General features: G+C 62.8%; 18 protein-coding genes. 13 read left to right on the top strand and 5 right to left on the bottom strand.

Going from position 1 to position 18065, the window contains the following annotated elements:
* The first annotated feature begins 43 nt into the window (after positions 1–43).
* The 7 genes from phnG to phnN are packed head-to-tail and all read left to right on the top strand — an operon-like array spanning position 44 to position 5130.
* Entirely contained in the window at positions 44–502 is a 459-nt protein-coding gene (phnG, locus tag HKX24_RS10255) for a phosphonate C-P lyase system protein PhnG (RefSeq protein WP_271691896.1), read from the top strand.
* Positions 502–1062, top strand: coding sequence for a phosphonate C-P lyase system protein PhnH (phnH, locus tag HKX24_RS10250; protein WP_271691897.1), 561 nt, complete (start codon positions 502–504; stop codon positions 1060–1062). Before phnG ends, phnH begins: the two co-directional genes overlap by 1 nt.
* Positions 1062–2165 (top strand): carbon-phosphorus lyase complex subunit PhnI, encoded by a 1104-nt coding sequence (locus tag HKX24_RS10245; RefSeq protein ID WP_271691898.1) that lies wholly within the window; start codon positions 1062–1064, stop codon positions 2163–2165. Before phnH ends, HKX24_RS10245 begins: the two co-directional genes overlap by 1 nt.
* A 47-nt stretch (positions 2166–2212) precedes the next feature.
* Positions 2213–3082, top strand: coding sequence for an alpha-D-ribose 1-methylphosphonate 5-phosphate C-P-lyase PhnJ (locus HKX24_RS10240; RefSeq protein ID WP_271691900.1), 870 nt, complete (start codon positions 2213–2215; stop codon positions 3080–3082).
* Positions 3079–3849, top strand: coding sequence for a phosphonate C-P lyase system protein PhnK (phnK, locus tag HKX24_RS10235; protein ID WP_271691901.1), 771 nt, complete (start codon positions 3079–3081; stop codon positions 3847–3849). Before HKX24_RS10240 ends, phnK begins: the two co-directional genes overlap by 4 nt.
* A gap of 52 nt (positions 3850–3901) precedes the next feature.
* A complete protein-coding gene (phnL, locus tag HKX24_RS10230) occupies positions 3902–4585 on the top strand; it encodes a phosphonate C-P lyase system protein PhnL (RefSeq protein WP_209217393.1) in 684 nt (227 codons plus the stop codon).
* On the top strand, positions 4582–5130 hold the full coding sequence (phnN, locus tag HKX24_RS10225; protein WP_271691903.1) for a phosphonate metabolism protein/1,5-bisphosphokinase (PRPP-forming) PhnN: 549 nt from the start codon (positions 4582–4584) through the stop codon (positions 5128–5130). Before phnL ends, phnN begins: the two co-directional genes overlap by 4 nt.
* Here the strand turns inward: phnN and HKX24_RS10220 are convergent.
* Positions 5106–5783, bottom strand: coding sequence for a DUF1045 domain-containing protein (locus tag HKX24_RS10220; RefSeq protein WP_271691904.1), 678 nt, complete (start codon positions 5781–5783; stop codon positions 5106–5108). The two genes, phnN and HKX24_RS10220, sit on opposite strands and share 25 nt — an antisense overlap.
* A 47-nt stretch (positions 5784–5830) precedes the next feature.
* Here HKX24_RS10220 and HKX24_RS10215 point away from each other — a divergent pair, with 47 nt between their 5' ends.
* The 5 genes from HKX24_RS10215 (at position 5831) to HKX24_RS10195 (ending at position 11621) form a co-directional block, all read left to right on the top strand.
* A complete protein-coding gene (locus tag HKX24_RS10215; protein WP_271691906.1) occupies positions 5831–6979 on the top strand; it encodes an alpha-D-ribose 1-methylphosphonate 5-triphosphate diphosphatase in 1149 nt (382 codons plus the stop codon).
* 209 nt (positions 6980–7188) lie between these two features.
* Positions 7189–9585, top strand: coding sequence for a PAS domain S-box protein (locus HKX24_RS10210; protein ID WP_271691907.1), 2397 nt, complete (start codon positions 7189–7191; stop codon positions 9583–9585).
* A gap of 60 nt (positions 9586–9645) precedes the next feature.
* Positions 9646–9933, top strand: a complete 288-nt coding sequence (locus HKX24_RS10205; protein ID WP_209217398.1) for an SH3 domain-containing protein — start codon at positions 9646–9648, stop codon at positions 9931–9933.
* A gap of 163 nt (positions 9934–10096) precedes the next feature.
* Positions 10097–11032, top strand: coding sequence for a class II glutamine amidotransferase (locus tag HKX24_RS10200; RefSeq protein ID WP_271691908.1), 936 nt, complete (start codon positions 10097–10099; stop codon positions 11030–11032).
* 22 nt (positions 11033–11054) lie between these two features.
* Positions 11055–11621: a poly-gamma-glutamate hydrolase family protein gene (locus HKX24_RS10195; RefSeq protein ID WP_271691909.1), complete on the top strand. Its 567-nt coding sequence runs from the start codon at positions 11055–11057 to the stop codon at positions 11619–11621.
* 40 nt (positions 11622–11661) lie between these two features.
* Here the strand turns inward: HKX24_RS10195 and HKX24_RS10190 are convergent, their stop codons facing one another.
* The 4 genes from HKX24_RS10190 to HKX24_RS10175 form a co-directional block, all read right to left on the bottom strand.
* On the bottom strand, positions 11662–12513 hold the full coding sequence (locus HKX24_RS10190) for an ABC transporter permease (protein ID WP_067261320.1): 852 nt from the start codon (positions 12511–12513) through the stop codon (positions 11662–11664).
* Between the two features lie 4 nt (positions 12514–12517).
* Positions 12518–13375 (bottom strand): ABC transporter permease, encoded by an 858-nt coding sequence (locus tag HKX24_RS10185; RefSeq protein ID WP_209217402.1) that lies wholly within the window; start codon positions 13373–13375, stop codon positions 12518–12520.
* Positions 13375–14460: an ABC transporter ATP-binding protein gene (locus HKX24_RS10180; RefSeq protein ID WP_271691910.1), complete on the bottom strand. Its 1086-nt coding sequence runs from the start codon at positions 14458–14460 to the stop codon at positions 13375–13377. The genes HKX24_RS10185 and HKX24_RS10180 overlap by 1 nt, the downstream gene beginning before the upstream one ends.
* Positions 14461–14521: 61 nt before the next feature.
* Positions 14522–15583, bottom strand: a complete 1062-nt coding sequence (locus HKX24_RS10175) for an extracellular solute-binding protein (protein ID WP_271691911.1) — start codon at positions 15581–15583, stop codon at positions 14522–14524.
* Between the two features lie 448 nt (positions 15584–16031).
* On the opposite strand from HKX24_RS10175, the gene HKX24_RS10170 reads away from it, so the two are divergent.
* Positions 16032–18011 (top strand): TonB-dependent receptor, encoded by a 1980-nt coding sequence (locus HKX24_RS10170; protein WP_271691912.1) that lies wholly within the window; start codon positions 16032–16034, stop codon positions 18009–18011.
* Positions 18012–18065: the final 54 nt, after the last annotated feature.

The raw sequence follows: 18065 nt of genomic DNA, 5'->3' as shown, positions 1-18065 counted from the left end.
GTCTAGTTGTATAGTAAATTAGACAAATGCACAAGGTGTCTAGATGACGGTTGAAACCAAGGAAAAGTCCCGCGACAGGCAGGCGTGGATGGGCCTGCTCGCACGGGCCGAGGCCCGCGATCTCGCCCGGCTATGGGAGGGCTTCGGCCCCCTGCCCGCCCATGAGGTGCTTCGCGCGCCTGAGATCGGCGGCGTCATGCTGCGGGGCCGGATGGGCGCTGTGGGCGATGCCTTCAACATGGGTGAGATGTCGGTCACGCGCTGTTCGGTGCGGCTGACGGATGGGGTAGACGGCCACGCCTATGTGCAGGGCCGCAGCCGCGACAAGGCGCTGCAAGCGGCCCTTACCGACGCGCTGATGCAGGGCGATGCGGCGGATGAGGTCCGCGCCAAACTGCTCGACCCGCTGGCCGAGATCGAGGGCCAGCGCCGCGCCAGCCGGGCCGCCAAGGCCGCCGCCACCAAGGTCGACTTTTTCACCATGGTCAGGGGAGAAGACTGATGCAGACCCTATCGCTGACAGGCGGGTTTCGCGACGCGCCCAAAGACGCCGCTTTTGCCTTTCGCGCGGTGATGAACGCCATGGCCAAACCGGGGGAGATCAACAGCGTGACCGGGGCCGAACCGCCTGCGGGTCTCTCCACCGCCGCCGGGGTCGTCCTGCTGACGCTCTGCGATCCCGAAACGCCGCTCTACCTCGCGCCCGGCTTCGACCGACCCGAAGTGCGCGACTGGATCACCTTCCACACCGGCGCACCCTTCGCCCCCGCAACTGCGGCGCAATTCGCCTTGGGCGCCTGGGACGACCTGCCGCGCGGCGACTTCCCCCTCGGGACCGCCGCCTACCCCGACCGCTCTGCCACGCTGATCGTCGAGTTGGATGATCTGCGCGGCGATGGCGCGACCCTCTCCGGCCCCGGCATCAAAGACAGCGCGGCACTGTCGCTGCCCGAGCGCGCCGCTTTTCAGCAGAACGCGGCGCTCTTCCCGCGTGGGCTGGACTTCATTTTCACCTGCGGCGACCGTTTGGCGGCGCTGCCCCGAAGCACAAAGGTGTCCTGATGTATGTAGCGGTAAAAGGCGGCGAGCGGGCGATCGACAACGCCCACGCATGGCTCGCCGAAGAGCGGCGCGGTGACGCAAAGGTGCCGGAACTCAGCGTCGCGCAAATTCGCGAGCAGATGACGCTGGCGGTGAACCGGGTGATGGCCGAAGGCTCGCTCTATGATCCCGACCTCGCCGCGCTGGCGATCAAACAGGCGCGCGGCGACCTGATCGAAGCGGTCTTCCTGATCCGCGCCTATCGCACCACCCTGCCGCGGTTCGGTGCCTCGCGCCCGATGGACACCGGCACCATGGCCTGCGATCGCCGCGTCTCGGCCACCTTCAAGGATGCGCCGGGCGGGCAGGTCTTGGGGCCGACCTTCGACTACACGCACCGGCTGCTGGATTTCAAACTCGCCGCCGATGGTGAGGTGCCCCCGGCCCCCGAAGCGCCCGAGGCCGAACCGCCCGCGGAGACGCCGCACATCATGGAATTCCTCGACCGCGAAGGGCTGATGCAGCGCGACACGGACAGCAAGGCCCCGCCGCGCGACCTGACGCGCGAGCCTTTGGAACTCCCTGCCACCCGCGACCTGCGCCTGCAAGCGCTGACCCGCGGCGACGAGGGCTTCGTGCTCGGCATGGCCTATTCCACGCAGCGCGGCTATGCCCGCAACCACGCTTTCGTTGCAGAACTGCGCATCGGCAAAGTCGCTGTCGAAATGGATATTCCCGAACTGGGTTTCGCCATTGAGATCGGCGAGGTTGAGCTGACCGAATGTGAGACGGTGAACCAATTCGCAGGCTCAAAGACCGAGCCGCCGCAGTTCACCCGCGGCTACGGGCTGGTCTTCGGCATGTCCGAGCGCAAGGCGATCTCCATGGCGCTGGTGGACCGGGCATTGCGTTGGGAGGAGTTGGGCGAAGACAACCTCGGCGCGCCGGCGCAGGACGCGGAATTCGTGCTCTACCACGCCGACAACATCCAAGCGACGGGGTTCTTGGAGCATATCAAACTGCCCCATTACGTCGACTTCCAATCCGAACTCGAACTGATCCGCAAACTGCGCCGCGAGGCGACAGCCGCGGCGCAAGACGCACCACGGGAGGCCGCGGAATGAACCCTGCCATGACACAGTGTGACCAAGACAGGCATGAGGACCGAGGCATGAACGACTACAACTTTGCCTATCTGGACGAGCAGACCAAGCGGATGATCCGCCGCGCGATCCTGAAAGGGCTGGCGATCCCGGGCTATCAGGTGCCCTTTGCCAGCCGCGAGATGCCGATGCCTTACGGTTGGGGCACTGGTGGCGTGCAAGTCTCTGCCGCGGTGCTGACGCCCGAGGATACCTTCAAGGTGATCGACCAAGGGGCGGATGATACGACCAACGCCGTCTCGATCCGCCGCTTTTTCCAAAAGACGGCTGGCGTCGCCGTGACCGAAGCCACGGCCGAGGCCAGCGTCATCCAAACCCGCCACCGCATCCCCGAAGCCGCGCTGCGCGAGGATCAGGTGCTGGTCTATCAGGTGCCAATCCCCGAACCGCTGCGCTTTCTTGAGCCTTCGGAGGTCGAGACCCGCAAAATGCACGAGCTGGAGGAATACGGGCTGATGCATGTGAAACTTTACGAAGACATCGCCCAGCACGGCGCGATTGCCACGGCCTATGCCTATCCGGTCAAGGTCGAGGGGCGCTATGTGATGGACCCTTCGCCGATCCCGAAATTCGACAATCCGAAACTGGAAATGGCCGCGATCCAACTCTTCGGCGCGGGGCGCGAGCAGCGGATTTATGCGCTGCCGCCCTATACGCAGGTCGTCTCGCTGGATTTCGAGGACCACCCCTTTGAGGCGAGCAAGGCCGACCATCCTTGCGGCCTCTGCGGGGCCGAGGACAGCTATCTTGATGAGTTGATCGTCGATGACGCAGGCGGGCGTCTGTTCATGTGTTCCGACACCGATTATTGCGCGGCCCGTCAGGCCGCCGGACATCGCGGCGCGGATGCGGCACCTGTGGTGGAGGGCATGGCATGACCCCCTTGTTGCAAGTTGAAAACATCGCGAAATTCTATGGCGCGCGGATCGGCTGCACCGATGTCAGCTTTGACCTCTACCCCGGTGAAGTCATGGGGATCGTCGGGGAAAGCGGCTCGGGCAAGTCGACGCTGCTCAACGCGCTAGCCGGGCATCTGACCCCGGATCGCGGGGCCGTGCGTTTCGACACCCGCGCCGATGGGCTGCGCGACACGGTGACAATGAGCGAGCCGGAGCGCCGGATGCTGTCGCGCACCGATTGGGCCTTTGTGCACCAACACGCCCGCGACGGGCTGCGCATGAACGTGAGCGCGGGCGGCAATGTCGGCGAGCGGCTGATGGCTGTGGGTGCGCGACACTATGGCGACATCCGCGCCAGTGCCACCGATTGGCTGGGCCGGGTCGAGATCAACGAGGACCGGATCGACGACCGGCCCTCGGCCTTCTCTGGCGGAATGCAGCAGCGTTTGCAGATCGCCCGCAACCTCGTGACCGGGCCGCGGCTGGTCTTCATGGACGAACCCACGGGCGGGCTGGACGTGAGCGTTCAGGCGCGGCTGCTCGACCTGCTGCGCGGGCTTGTGCGCGAGATGGGGCTGAGCGCGATCATCGTGACCCATGATCTAGCGGTGGTGCGGCTCTTGGCGGATCGGTTGATGGTGATGAAGGATGGCCATGTGGTGGAAACCGGCCTGACCGATCAGGTGCTCGACGACCCGCAGCACGGCTATACGCAGCTTTTGGTCTCGAGCGTGCTACAGGTGTGAACATGCAAAGAAAACCATTCAATTTCAGAATTATACCGAGCAAGGCTAAACCATGATACGCGTGGAAAATGTAAGCAAATCCTTCACTCTGCACAATCAGGGTGCTGCGGTGATCCCGGTGATGCGCGGCGGTGAATTGACCGTCGCGCGGGGCGAATGCGTGGCGCTGACCGGGGCGTCGGGCGCCGGAAAATCGACGCTGATGCGGATGATCTATGGCAACTACCTGACCGCGTCGGGCCGGATCATGGTGGGCGATCTGGATGTCGCCCAAGCCGCCCCGCGCGAGATACTGGAGCTGCGCCGTCATGTGCTGGGCTATGTTAGCCAGTTCCTGCGCGTCGTGCCACGGGTGGCAACGCTGGATGTCGTGGCCGAGCCGCTGCGCGCGGTGGGCAGCAGCGAAGCCGAGGCACGGGCGCGGGCCGGAGAATTGCTGGCACAACTCAATATCCCCGAACGGCTTTGGCAGCTCAGCCCCACGACCTTTTCCGGCGGGGAGCAGCAGCGGGTGAACATCGCGCGCGGCTTTGCGCATCCCTACCCCGTCCTGCTGCTGGACGAGCCGACGGCGAGCCTTGACGCCACCAACCGCGCCACGGTGCTGGCGCTGATCGAAGAGGCCAAGGCCCGCGGCACGGCGATCTTGGGCATTTTCCATGACGAAGCCGCCCGCGACCAAATCTGCGACCGCGAAGTGGACGTGACCCGCTTCACCCCCGGGCTGGCCGCATGAGCGGGCGTTTCATCGCGGTGGTGGGGCCATCGGGCGTGGGCAAGGACAGCGTGATGGCAGCGCTGGCGGAAGCGCGGCCCGACCTCTTCCTCGCCCGCCGCGCCATCACCCGGCCCAGCGAAGCGGGCGGCGAAGACTTCGACGGGATCGACGAGGCCACGTTCCTGCGGCTGGAGGCGGAGGGCGCCTTTGCCCTCAGCTGGGCCGCGCATGGGCTGCGCTATGGCATCCCCATCGCGGTCGATATGGCGCTGGCCGAGGGGCGCGACGTGCTGGCCAACCTCTCGCGCGCGGTGTTGACCGAAGCGAAGCTCAGGTTTGACCGGTTCGAGGTGCTGTCGCTCACCGCCGCGCCCGAAGTGCTGGCCGCGCGGCTGCGGGGCCGTGGGCGCGAGAGCGAAGCGGAAATCACCGCCCGGCTGGCCCGCGCCGAACGGGCCTTGCCCGACCATATCGCCGCCATCGAGATCGACAATTCCGGCCCGCTCACGCAGACCGTGGCACAGGCGCTGGCGGCGCTTTATCCCGAAAGGGCCGCGCGGTGAACCTCATGGAACATACCGTCTTCGGCCTGCCCCACCAGCGTCAGGCTGTTCAGCACGAAGGGCCGTGGCAGATGCGGCGTGATATACGGGGCCAGCGCTGCGGTGACCTGCGGCAGATCGGCCTTGGGCAGTTTGCCGGTCAGGGTGATGTGAAAGCGGAACGCCTCCATCACATAAGGGTAGCCCCATTGGCTGAGGTTCGCCTCTTGCACAGGGGTCAGATTTGCCTGACGCCTGCGGGCCAGATCGGCCTCGGTCGGCGGCGCGCGGAAAGTATCGAGGCCGCGCACCACCTCGGCGGCCATGGCGTTGAGCGCGGCGGTGTCCCCCGCGGGCGTCAGCGCCAGAAACCGGCCCAGCGGGGTCAGCGCCAGCCCATCCAGCGTGACCGGCGCAAGCCGCGTGCAAAGCGCCTCGAACTCGGACAGCAACCCATCAGCCGATGTGCCTTCGGCCAGCACGAACGGCGGTTTAATCGTCGCATGCAGCCCATATTTGCGCGGCGTCTGGGTCAGCGCGGCCACGTCCAGCCCCGCGACCTCAGGATGCGCCACGGCACGCCCGCGCGCCAAATCCCACCCCAGCCAAGCGGCCCCAGCCTCGGCCAATGCGCCCTTGGGCGTGTAATAGATCGCGTAGCGGTCGAACTTCATTCATCTTCTCCCTGCATCCATAGATGCGCAACAAGCGTGACCTTCACATGACAAAAGAAACCATTCTCGCCAATGCCAAAATCATCCTGCCCGATGCGGTGATCCCCGGCAGCGTGGTGCTGCGCGACGGGGTGATCGTCGATATCGCCGAAGGCACCGCCCTGCCCAAGGGGGCGATCGATTGCGAGGGCCGCTACGTCGCCCCCGGGCTGGTGGAACTGCATACCGACAACCTAGAGCGCCACATGAAGCCACGGCCCAAGGTCGACTGGCCACACCGCGCGGCGATCATCGCACATGACCGCGAGTTGGCGGGCACCGGGATCACCACGGTTTTCGATGCGATCCGGGTGGGGTCGATCCTGTCGGACGAAGGGCGCAAACGTTACGGGAAGTACGCCCGCGACATGGCCGATGAGATCCTGATGATGCGCGACAGCGGGGCGCTGGCGATCAGCCACCATATCCACCTGCGCGCCGAAATCTGTTCCGAAACGCTGGAGGAGGAACTGGCCGAGTTTGGCCCCGACGACAAGGTTGGCATCGTCAGCCTGATGGATCACACCCCCGGTCAGCGGCAATTCCGCGACGTGCAAAAGTTCGAAGATTACGTCTGCGGCAAGAACGGCCTGCCGCGGGAGGATTTCGGCGACTACGTCACCTTTCTGCATGGGTTGCAGGACCGGCTTGGGGCGAAACATGAAGCGGCAGCGGTGGCAGCGGCGGCGCGCTATGGTGCGGCGCTGGCAAGCCATGATGACACCACCGCCGAACAGGTCGCGACCAGCCATGCCCATGGCGTGCGGCTGGCCGAATTCCCCACCACCCGCGAAGCGGCAGAGGCGTGCCATGCCCAAGACATCGCCACGATCATGGGTGCGCCCAACCTCGTGCGCGGCGGCTCGCATTCGGGCAATGTCGCGGCCAAGGAACTGGCGGAACTGGACCTGCTCGACATCCTGTCGTCCGACTATGTGCCCGCAGCCCTTTTGCTGGGCGCGGTGCAACTGGGCAACCTATGGGGCGACATGGCACGTGGGCTCGCCACCGTGACCCGCACGCCCGCGCATCATGCAGGGCTTACCGACCGGGGCGAGATCGCTCTGGGCGCGCGGGCCGATCTGATCCTCTTTGACATCATGAAAGACGCGCCGATCCTGGCTTCGGTCTATGCCATGGGCAACCGCGTGGCGTGACGGCGCCCTGCCCCCTGCGCATCCGCCGGTCCCGGCGGGTGCGCCTCCCTTTGATCTGCGCAAAAACCCGCCCCTTATACGAATGTGGCTTTTTGCCCTCGTCTTGTCGCTCCATAAGGCTAGGTTAAACAAACCTGCATCTTGCAGAATAATTTAGCCGGTCATCATGGCCGACAAGTTCGAGGAAAATGGTGCGAGAAGCATTCAGATTGGCGAGTGATCGCCTTGACCAGATCGTCGAAGATGCGGCCAGCGAAGTTTACCTGTTTTCAGTCGAAGATTTCACCTTCACCCTCGCCAATCGCGGCGCGCGGGAGAACCTTGGCTATTCGATGGATGAGCTGCGCGGCATGGCGGCTTGGGACATCAAGCCCGAACTCTCGCGCGAGGCGTTTCTGGATCTCATCCAACCGCTGCTGAGCGGTGAGAAGACGGCGCTGGAATATGAGACGATCCACCAACGCAAGGACGGGTCGCGCTATAACGTGCTGACCCATCTGCAATTGATCGTGACCGAGAATGACACGGTCCTCTACGCGGCCATTCAGGACATCACGAAACAAAAAGAGGCCAACGCGGCGCTGACCAAGGTCTCGGCCCGACTGGACGCCATCCTGAGCAACACGACGATGGCCATCTTCATGATGGACGACAAACAGCAATGCGTTTTCATGAACCGCGCGGCAGAAGAGCTGACCGGCTATCGGTTCGAGGAAACCGCAGGCCGACCGTTGCATGATGTGATCCACCACACCCATCCCGACGGGCGGCATTTCCCCATCGAAGACTGCGCCATCGACCGCGCCTTTCCCGAGAACCACCAGACCCAAGGGGAAGAGACCTTTGTCCATAAGGACGGCAGCTTCTACCCCGTGGGTTTCACCGCCTCCCCGATGAAGGACGAGACCGGCAAAACCGTGGGCACGGTGATCGAGGTGCGCGACCTGCGCGAAGAACTGCGCGCCCGCAATGCCGAGATCGAGTTCAACAACGCGCTGAAAACCAAGATCGAAGAGGCCATGGCCGAGCGGGACCGGCTTGAGGCGCAATTGGTGCAGGCGCAAAAGATGGAAGCCGTGGGCCAGTTGACCGGCGGCATCGCGCATGACTTCAACAACCTGTTGCAAGTGGTGGGCAGTAACCTGCAACTCTTGTCGAAAGAACTGCCCGAGGGCGACGCCAAGCGGCGGTTCGTCGACAATGCCATGGCAGGCGTGTCGCGCGGGGCCAAGCTCACCGCGCAGTTGCTGGCCTTTGGGCGGCAGCAGCCCTTGGAGCCGAAACCGCAGAACCTTGGCCGATTGGTGCGGGGCATGGGCGACATGCTGCGCCGCACGCTTGGCGAGGGGATCGAGGTCGAGACGGTGATCTCGGGGGGCCTGTGGAACTGTCTTGTCGATCCGGCGCAGTTGGAAAACGTGATCCTAAACCTCGCCATCAACGCGCGCGATGCAATGGCCCATCACGGCAAGCTGACGATCGAAGTGGGCAATGCCGCGCTGGATGATGCCTATACGCAGAACCATCCGAACGTGGCGCCGGGCCAATATGTCATGCTGGCGATCACCGATACCGGCGCGGGCATCCCGCCCGAGATCATGGAGAAGGTCTTTGACCCCTTCTTCACCACCAAGGAGACCGGAGAGGGCACGGGGCTGGGCCTCAGCATGGTCTACGGTTTCGTCAAACAATCCGGCGGGCACATCAAGCTTTACAGCGAAGAGAAGCAAGGCACGACCGTGCGGGTCTACCTGCCACGCACACAGCGCAAGGAGGAAAGCGCCCCGCTGCCCGCCACCACCGACACGCCCACCGGCAGTGGCGAGGTGATCCTTGTGGTCGAAGACGATGCCGCCGTGCGCGAGACCGCCGTCGATCAACTGCGCGATCTTGGCTATGGCGTGCTTACTGCCGAGAATGCGGACAGCGCGCTGGCGATCATCAAAAGCGGGGTGCAGATCAACCTGCTGTTCACCGATGTGGTCATGCCCGGCAAAATCCGCAGCCCCGAGCTTGCCCGCGAGGCCAAGGCGCATCTGCCGAATGTCGGCGTGCTTTTTACCTCGGGCTATACGCAGAACGCCATCGTTCATGCGGGACGGCTCGACGAAGGGGTCGATCTGCTGAGCAAACCCTACACCCGCGAACGGCTGGCGCTGAAAATCCATGAAATCCTCTCGCGCCAAACCAGTGCCGACGCCGCCCCACCAGCTGCAGAGACCGCGCCGAGCACCGATGACGCGCCCAAGGTGCTGCTGGTCGAAGACGATGCGCTGATCTGCATGGCCACTGCGGATATGCTCTCTGATCTGGGCTATGCGGTAACCGAGGCCGACAGCGTCGCCGCCGCGGAGCGCAGCCTTCAGGCAGAGCGGTTCGATGTCATGTTCACCGACCTTGGCCTGCCCGATGGCTCTGGCATGGAACTGGTGCGGCATGTGACGCAGCTGCGCCCCGAAATCGCCGTGATCATCGCCTCAGGCGCCGATCCGCGGGAATATGCCGAAGGCGATGCAGAGGCGGGGCGCTATATCAGCTTGATGAAACCCTATGACGAACATTCGTTGAAACGGGCGTTGGAGCAGTGCAAGGCGGCGGCGGAATAAGGCGGCTAGGATCACCCCGGTTTTCGATCTATGAGAAAGAAAACAAAAGAGAGGCAGATCATGCGCAGCATTACATTCGCAGCCGTTTCCACCGCTATGTTCATCGCTGGTTGCGCGGGCGTGGCCAGTGACCGCGTCATGGTGCACCGCACCGGGCCGGATGAGCTTTTAAAACTGCGGTCCGGGCCGGGCTTGGATTTCGGGATCATCATGGGGTTGCCCGACGGCACCGTCCTCAACCGCCGCGATTGCGTGACCGAGATCGGGCAGTTGTGGTGCCGCGTCTCACTCGCCGATGCGCCTGAGGTGCAGGGCTATGTTTCGGCGGATTATATCTCTGACATCTGATTTATGACCTCGGGTGGCCCGTGTGCCGGGCCGCCCACAGCCGACGGACACCTTGCCCTGACCGCGCTGCCACGTCCCAAGTCGATTTTCGCACGCCTTGCTCTATCTCAGCCCTTCACACCCTTTTCGAAGTCGCTGAACTATCTCAAGAGTAAGGAAAACCATGTGCCGCTTTCTCGCCTATATCGGACCTGAACTGCCAATCGAGTCGCTGCTCCTTGCGCCTGAGAACAGCCTGCTGAACCAAAGCCTCGACCCGGAACTGCACCCAAGCCTGCAACTGGCCGGCTGGGGTTTCGCCGCCTGGAGCGACCATCTGCTGCATCCCGAAGCGCCGCTGCGCTACCACCGGCCCAAGGCCGCCTTTCACGACGACAACGCCAAATCGGTGATCCCTAGCCTGCAGGCGCACACGCTGCTGTCGCATATCCGCGCGGCCTCTTATGACGCCAGCGTGGTGCAGGCCGATGAGAACTGCCACCCATTCTCCTTTGACCATACGCCGTGGATCATCGCCCAGAACGGCGCCCTGCCCCATTGGCGGCAATTGCAGCGCGAACTCTTGCCCCATTGCAAAGATCGCTACCTCACCCAGATGCGCGGCACAACGGATACGGAATTCCTCTATGTGCTGCTGCTGTCCCTGCTGGAGGGCAACAGCGACGAAGACGTGCAGCGCGGGTTTGAAAAGCTGTTGCAGGTGATCTGCAAGGCTGCCCGCGACCTCGACCTCGCCGCGCTCACCAAACTCAAGATCGCGCTGGTCAGCCGGGAGCGGATCATCGGCGTGAACTTTGGCTGCGGCCATGAGGGTGAGACGGATGTCACAGGCGATTGGCAAAAGCTGCGGGACGAGGACCTGCCCCTGTCGATGCTGCTTGAGCCGATCTACCTGCTCACCGGGGCGAATTTTCAGGACTATGCGAACACCTATGACATCGACGCCTGCCCCGAGGGGGAGGCGACCTCGGCCATCCTCGCGTCGGAACCGCTGACCGAAAACGCGGAGGAATGGCTGAAGATCGAATTCGGCGAGATCGTGTTTCTGGAGCGGAAGGACGGGCTGATCCGCAAAACGGTCCGCAAGCTCGACGTGTAACCGCCATTCAACAGGAGCCTTTATGGCAGATCGTTTCCAAAACTTCGCCGACCTCTCCGCCGAGATGGTCGCGGGCGTCGATTACCGCATCCGGGCCGAAGATCGCGGCAGCGCGGTTGTCATTCTGGCCCCGCATGGCGGCACGATCGAACCCGAGACCGGGCTGATCGCCGAAGCGATCGCGGGGCGCGACCTGTCGCTCTATGTCTTCGAGGCGCTAAAGCCCGGGGCGCATGGGGATTTTCACATCACCTCGCACCGTTTCGATGAGCCGCAGGCGCTGGCGCTTGTCGGCAGCGCCGAGGGGGCCATCGCCGTGCATGGCCGCAAGGACGATGGCACCGAAACCGTATGGCTCGGCGGGCGGGACAAGGCGATGCGCGGTGCCATCGGCTCCGCCCTGCGCAGGGCGGGCTTCGGGGCGGAGGTAAACACCACCCTGCCCGGCCTGCACGAGACGAACATCTGCAACCGCACCCGCAAGGGCGCAGGGGTGCAGCTTGAACTGCCCCGGTCGCTGAGGCGCCATCTGGCAGAGGATGCGGATTTACTTGAAAGGTTCAGCCGGGCGGTGCGTGCCGCGCTTTAGCCGGAAGTGGCAGGCCCGGCTGGCGGGCCTGCCGAGGGGCTTAGCCCTTTTTCTGGAACAGGATCACCAGCAGCGCCAAAAGCGACGAGCCCAGCATCAAGAGCAGCGACACGGCGTTCAGCAGCGGGGTCGACCCCTCTTTCAGCCGGTCGAACATGGCGATGGTCAGCGGCGCGTCGGAGCCCACGAGCATCAGCGTGGTGTTGAAGTTCTCAAAGCTCATCAGAAACGCCACCACCACGGCCCCGACCATCGCAGGCGCAAGGAAGGGCAGCGTGATCGTGCGCACCGCTGTCAGACGGTCCGCGCCAAGGTTCAGCGCCGCCTCCTCCAAGGTCCGGTCGAATTTCTGCAACCGGGCCGAGATCACCAGCGTGGCGATGGTGGTAATAAAGCTGAACTGCCCGAGGATCACCAACAGCAGACCGGGGCGCAGCGCCTGTATGTCGATCTGCGCCAAGTCCCAAACGCCATTGGCCAGTGTTGAGGAGAACACCAGCACCGAGATGCCTAAGACGATGCCGGGGATCACCAGCGGCAGCAGCATCAGCACATAGAGGAACCCCTTGCCACGGAACTCATAGCGGTTGAACAAAAAGGCGTTGGTCGTGCCCACGCAGACGGAAAGCACCGCCACGCAAAGCGCCACGAAGGCCGAGGTGCCGACCGCGCGCAGAATGCCGCGTTCGTGAAAGACGCCGATCTGCGGGCGCTCCTCGCCAAAGAACCAATTCCATGTGAACCCCTCCCACGGGAGAGAGGGGAACTGGCTGTCGTTGAAGGCGAAGACCGCCACCACGGTCAGCGGCAGGGCCAGATAGAGAAAGAACAGCGCCACATAGCCACCATAGACAATGCGAAAGCTGCGCGATTGCGGGATTGTCGGGATCATTGGATCACCCCATCGTTTCCTTGAGGGTCCGGCCCGTGAGCCAGAGCATCCCCCAGACGATCACCGAAGACAGCACCAAAAGCATAAAGCCAAAGGCGGCGCCCAGCTCCCAATTGGAGCGCACGATGAACTGGTTATAGATCATTTCGGTGAACCACAGGCTGTCCTTGCCGCCCAGCATCGTCGGCGTCAGGTAGTTGCCCAAGCTCAGCATGAAGACCACGATACAGCCCGATACGATGCCGGGCATGGCGTGGGGGATAATGATCTCACGCAGGACGGAAAGACCGCTGCCGCCCAGATCATAGCCCGCCTCGATCACACTGTCGTCGAGGCTTTCCAGCGTGGTGACAAGCGGCACCACCATGAAGAGCATGGAGGTATAGACCAGCCCGACCATCATCGTGGCATCGGTATAAAGCAGCTCGACCGGACGGTCGGCCAGCCCCACCCATTGCAACAGGTTCGAGACGAGACCCGTCTCACGCAGCAGGATCATCCAGCCAAAGGTGCGCACCAGTTCGGAGACGTAAAACGGGATCAGGCAGAGCAGGAACAACACCTGCTGCAAGCGCCCCTTCGCCATTTTGGCGATGTAATAGGCCACTGGAAAGGCGATCAGCAGCGTCAGCGCGGTTGCCAGCACCGACATCACCGCCGTGCGCCAGAAGGTGCGCAAATACAGCGGTTCGGTCAGCGCCTTTTCATATTGCGCCAGACTGGTTTCATAGACGCCAAAGCTGATCCGCTCGCGCAGCGAGATCAGCAGCATGTCGATATGCGGGATGATGATCAAAAGCCCCAGCCACAGCACCAAGGGCGTCAGCAGCAGGTAGAATGTCAATCGGGATTGGCTGCGCATCACGCGACCCCAAAGCAGGTCGCCTGCCCCGCGCCCCAGCCGATATGCACCACGTCGCCGCGTTTCAGGCTTGAGAACTCCCCCGATTGCGGCAGCGTGACTTCGAGCGTTTCACCCACATCATCCTGCACCAAGACGCGGGAAGCCGCGCCGTTGAACAACAGGCTGGTGACGGTGCCCTTTAGCTGATTGTCGAAACCCGACAGCGCATCGGCACTGGCAGCCAGCCGAATGGATTCGGGCCGCACGAAAATCTCGGCCTTTGCCCCTTGGACAAGGCCCGCGCCGGTGGCGCGCATGGCAAGCCCGCTGTCGGTGCGCAGTTGCAGGGCGTCGCCCTCCACCCGTTCGATCCGGCCTTTCCAGCGGTTCGACTCTCCGATGAAACCGGCGACGAAGGGTGTTTCGGGGCGGTAGTAAAGGTCTTGCCCCCGGCCCACCTGTTCGAACTGGCCGTTGCTCATCACCGCGATCTGGTCGGACATCACCAGCGCTTCGGATTGGTCGTGGGTGATATAGACGAATGTCGTGTCAAAGGCGGCTTGCAGGGCCTTTAGCTCAACCTTCATATGTTCGCGCAGCTTGAGGTCCAGCGCCCCCAGCGGCTCATCCAGCAGCAGCACGTCAGGCTCCAACACCATGCAGCGCGCGATGGCGACCCGTTGTTTCTGCCCGCCCGAAAGCTCATCCGCCTTGCGCGCGCCGATGCCCGGCAGGCCGATCCGGTCAAGCGCCTCATCGACTTTGCGCGCGATCTCGGCTTTGAGCATGCCGCGACGGCGCAGCCCGTAGCCGATATTCTCGGCAATCGTCATCATCGGGAAAAGCGCCAGATGCTGGAACACCATGTTCACCGGGCGCTTGTTCGGCGGCGTATCGAGCACCGAACCGCCCTTGATCCGAATGTCACCCGAAGTAGGGTCAAGAAACCCGGCGATCATCCGCATGATTGTTGTTTTGCCACAGCCCGAAGGCCCGAGGATGGAGAAGAAACTGCCGGGCGGCACCGTGAAGGAGACGTTGTTAACAGCGGTGGTATCGCCGAACCGCTTAACGAGGTCGACGCATTCCAGATCTGGGGTCATGTGAATTCCGTATAAAGATGCGACACCCCCAATATGAGGGTGCCGCTCGTAGGGTCAGTTATCAGTTGGCAGCTTGGACGCGGTCCAGCACTTCGCCTTCGATGGTTTCCAGACCGGCGGGCACCGGCGGATACCATTTGATATTGTCGACGGCTTCTTGCGGGAAGCTGTTCTGATACTTGGCTTTCAGGCTGTCTTCGGCAAACTCATCCGCGCCTGCGGAGGCGGTGAAGTTGCCCGCCGCTGCGGTGATCATCGCCGCGATTTCCGGCTGCATGACGAAGTTGATCCACTCATAGGCCACATCGTCGGCCTGCCCTTTGGCGGGCAGAACGAAGGTGTCGATCCAGCCCAGCGCACCCGAGGCCGGGGCCACGAAGGTGATGTCGGCGTTGTCGTCGTTCAGCTTCCAGCCGCCGGTGTCCCATGCCATGGAGGCGGTCACTTCGCCCGAGCGCAGCAGGTTCATCAGCTCATCGCCGCCGCCCCAGTAGGTTTTGACGTTCTCTTTACATTCGATCAGCTGCTCTTCGACCTTGCCCATGATCTCGGCATATTTTGCCTCGTCATCATAGGCGGCGAAGGGGTCTTCGCCCATTGCGAAGGCGAAACCGATCAGTGTCGGACGCTTCAGGCGGTAGGAGACTTTGCCTGCCACTTCGGGGGCGCAGAGGTCGGTGTAATCCTTGACCGTGTCACCCGCTTCGGCGGTGTTCATCACCAGACCGGAGGTGCCCCAGACGTGCGGCACGCCATAGACGTCGCCGTTCACGGTGGTGTTGGCCATGGTCGCGTCGAGCATGGAGGGGATGAAAAGCTCTTTGTTCAGCTTGGAGACATCGATCGGCTTGTAGATGCCGAATTCCATCTGCGGGCCCATGATGCGGTCTTGCGAAGGCTGGGCGAGGTCGAAACCACCGCCGCCTGTAGCGCGCAGCTTGGCGATCATCTCTTCGTTGTTGGATTTCGTGACTTCGACGGTATGGCCCGTCTCTTCTTCAAATTTCGCGACCACGTCCTCAGGTGCGTAGCCGCCCCATGTCAAAAGGCGCAGCGTGTCGGCTTGGGCCACGGAGGCGAGCCCCGCCAGCATGGTGCCGGCCAGCAGAATGGTTTTTGTCATGGGAAATCCTCTTTCTAGTGTACTCATTGTCGGCAGAATGCGCGCGTTAGACCAGTTGGTCAATTTATACTTCGACGCATTGCGGCTCCTTGTGGCCTGAGAATGCAAAAGATTTGTGACAGAGGCGGAAAATGCCGTTTGTTTTGGCAGGGTTGCTTTGGGCGGCTTTGACCATGGGTCGGGTGGCTGACGAAGCCGCCTGCGCTTTTTGGGCCTACGGGGGCAAGCCCCCTTCGCAGTCATAGCCGCCCGCTCTTCCCCACTTTCTATGGGGGATACGTGGCCCCGGCCGCGTCCGGCATTCTCTCAAATTTACCCAAAAGACACAGGTCATCCCACGCTCAAACCAAGCCTCTTGAGATTCCCGACAGTTTCTATAAGGAATCGCCGCAAAGCCGTCTGAGGGGTCATTTTCTGGTTCCGGGCATTTTGAGTAAGGGGAACTTTAATGAAGCCGACACATGCATTTGCTTGCCTCGCCGCGGGGATGATTCCCGCCGCAGGCCATGCGCAGAGCAATAACGACGAAGCATTCTTGGGCACCATCGTCCTTGAGATGCCAGCCGTTCCGGGGATGGAAGACGATGACATCTCCATCTCCAGCGAAGGGCTGGCGCTGAGCAATCCCGCCGATCTGTCCGAGCTTTTCGTGGCCGAGCCCACCATTGCGGTCGGCAGTTCGATCCCGATGTCGCAGAAGGTCTATGTGAACGGGATCGAGGAGAACAACCTCGCCATTTCTATCGACGGCGCGCGGCAGAACAACAAGGTGTTCCACCACAACACCACCACGCTGATCGACCCCGCCCTGCTGAAAGCCGCCCGCGTCGACCCCGGCGTGGCCCCCGCCGATGCCGGCCCCGGCGCTTTGGGCGGCGCGCTGGCTTATGAGACCAAGGACGCGAGCGATCTGCTGGCCCCGGGCGAGAGCTTTGGCGGGCGCTACAAGCTGGAATACGACAGCAACGGCGACATCTTCTCGAACAGCCTGTCGGTCTATGGCCGTGAAGGCGGGTTCGAATACCTCGGCTTTGCAAAGGTCGCCGAAGGCGGGCTGCGCGAAGATGGCAATGGGGACGAGATCATCGGCTCCGGCACCGACCTTCTCAGCGGGCTGGGCAAACTAGCCTATGAGGCGCAAGGCGGCGACCGGGTCGAGCTGTCGTACGAACGGGTGGTCGACGATGAAATCCGCCCCTACCGGGCGAACCTCGGTGCCATCGTCGGGGGCGGTGGTCGTCCAGCGGACCGCCCCTATGATCTGGAGCGCACCAATATCGTCCTGAGCTATAGCAACACCACGCCCTCGGCGATGTGGAACCCCACCGCGCGGCTGGCCTATAGCGGGACCAAACTGGTCAACGACGAGTCGGCGCTGACGACCAATTCGATCACCAGCGGTGAGACCGTGAGCCTGAGCGGCGAATTCTCAAACCGTTTCGCACTGAGCTGGGGTGAGTTGAACGCAGGTCTCGACTTCTACTCCGATGAGGCCGATCTGGACTATCGCGACCTCTCCTCCGGCGCGCGTGAGGCGGCAACGGAGAAGCTCAGCAATATCGGTCTTTTCGCCCAAGCGCGGATGGAGCCCACAAGCAACGCGCGTCTGTCCTTCGGGGCGCGAGCCGATTTTCAGGATTTCGAGGGCACCGATGGCTCCTCGCAGTCTGAATCCGGTCTCTCGGGCAATATCTCGGGCGAATATGACCTCTCGGACGATCTGACGATCAGCGCGGGCTATTCCCACGTCTGGAGCGGTCTGGAATTGGCTGAAAACTACATCCTTGACGCTACGTGGAGCTATGCTTCCGGCATCGAGGAAGTCACCGCCGACAACCTCTACCTCGCCGCGAATTACACCATGGGCGCATGGGTCGTCGACGGCAAGCTGTTCGCCACCAACATCGACAACGCCCGCGCCGCTGTTTGGAACGTTAGCCCTGCGTTGACGGCGGATGTGCAATCGCGCGGCTTTGAACTGGGCCTCGGCACCGCATGGGAGGATGGTTTCTTCCGCGCAGGCTTTGCCCGCATCGATACAGAGATCAATGGCCGCTCCGCCGACTCCTACTACGGCAACTACCTGACCGTGCCGATGGGCGATTTCCTGACCTTCCAAGTGGCACACCGCCTGAACAACGGCGTTCTCTTGGGTGGCGACGTGCAGATCGCTTTCGACTTTGAGGATACATATGACGAGAACACAGGAGGAAGAGGACCGGAGCTAGACGGCTACACAATCGCCAATGTCTTTGCCGAATACACGCCCAAGCGGATGGACAACCTGACCCTGCGCGCCGAGGTGAACAACCTCTTCGATGAGCAATACAGCAGCCGCGCCACCTATGGCCAAGAGTTCGTGGGCGTAGTGGAGCCGCTGACCGAGCCGGGCCGCTCCATCCGCGTCAGCGCCGAGATCGTCTTCTGATCAAAGGCTAGGCTTGGTCGGACCCCGGTTCGGCCTTTTACCCGGCGCCCATTA

Source organism: Sulfitobacter sp. M85 (genome assembly GCF_029285915.1).
Taxonomy (GTDB): domain Bacteria; phylum Pseudomonadota; class Alphaproteobacteria; order Rhodobacterales; family Rhodobacteraceae; genus Sulfitobacter; species Sulfitobacter faviae.
This window is presented reverse-complemented; position numbering and strand designations above follow the sequence as displayed.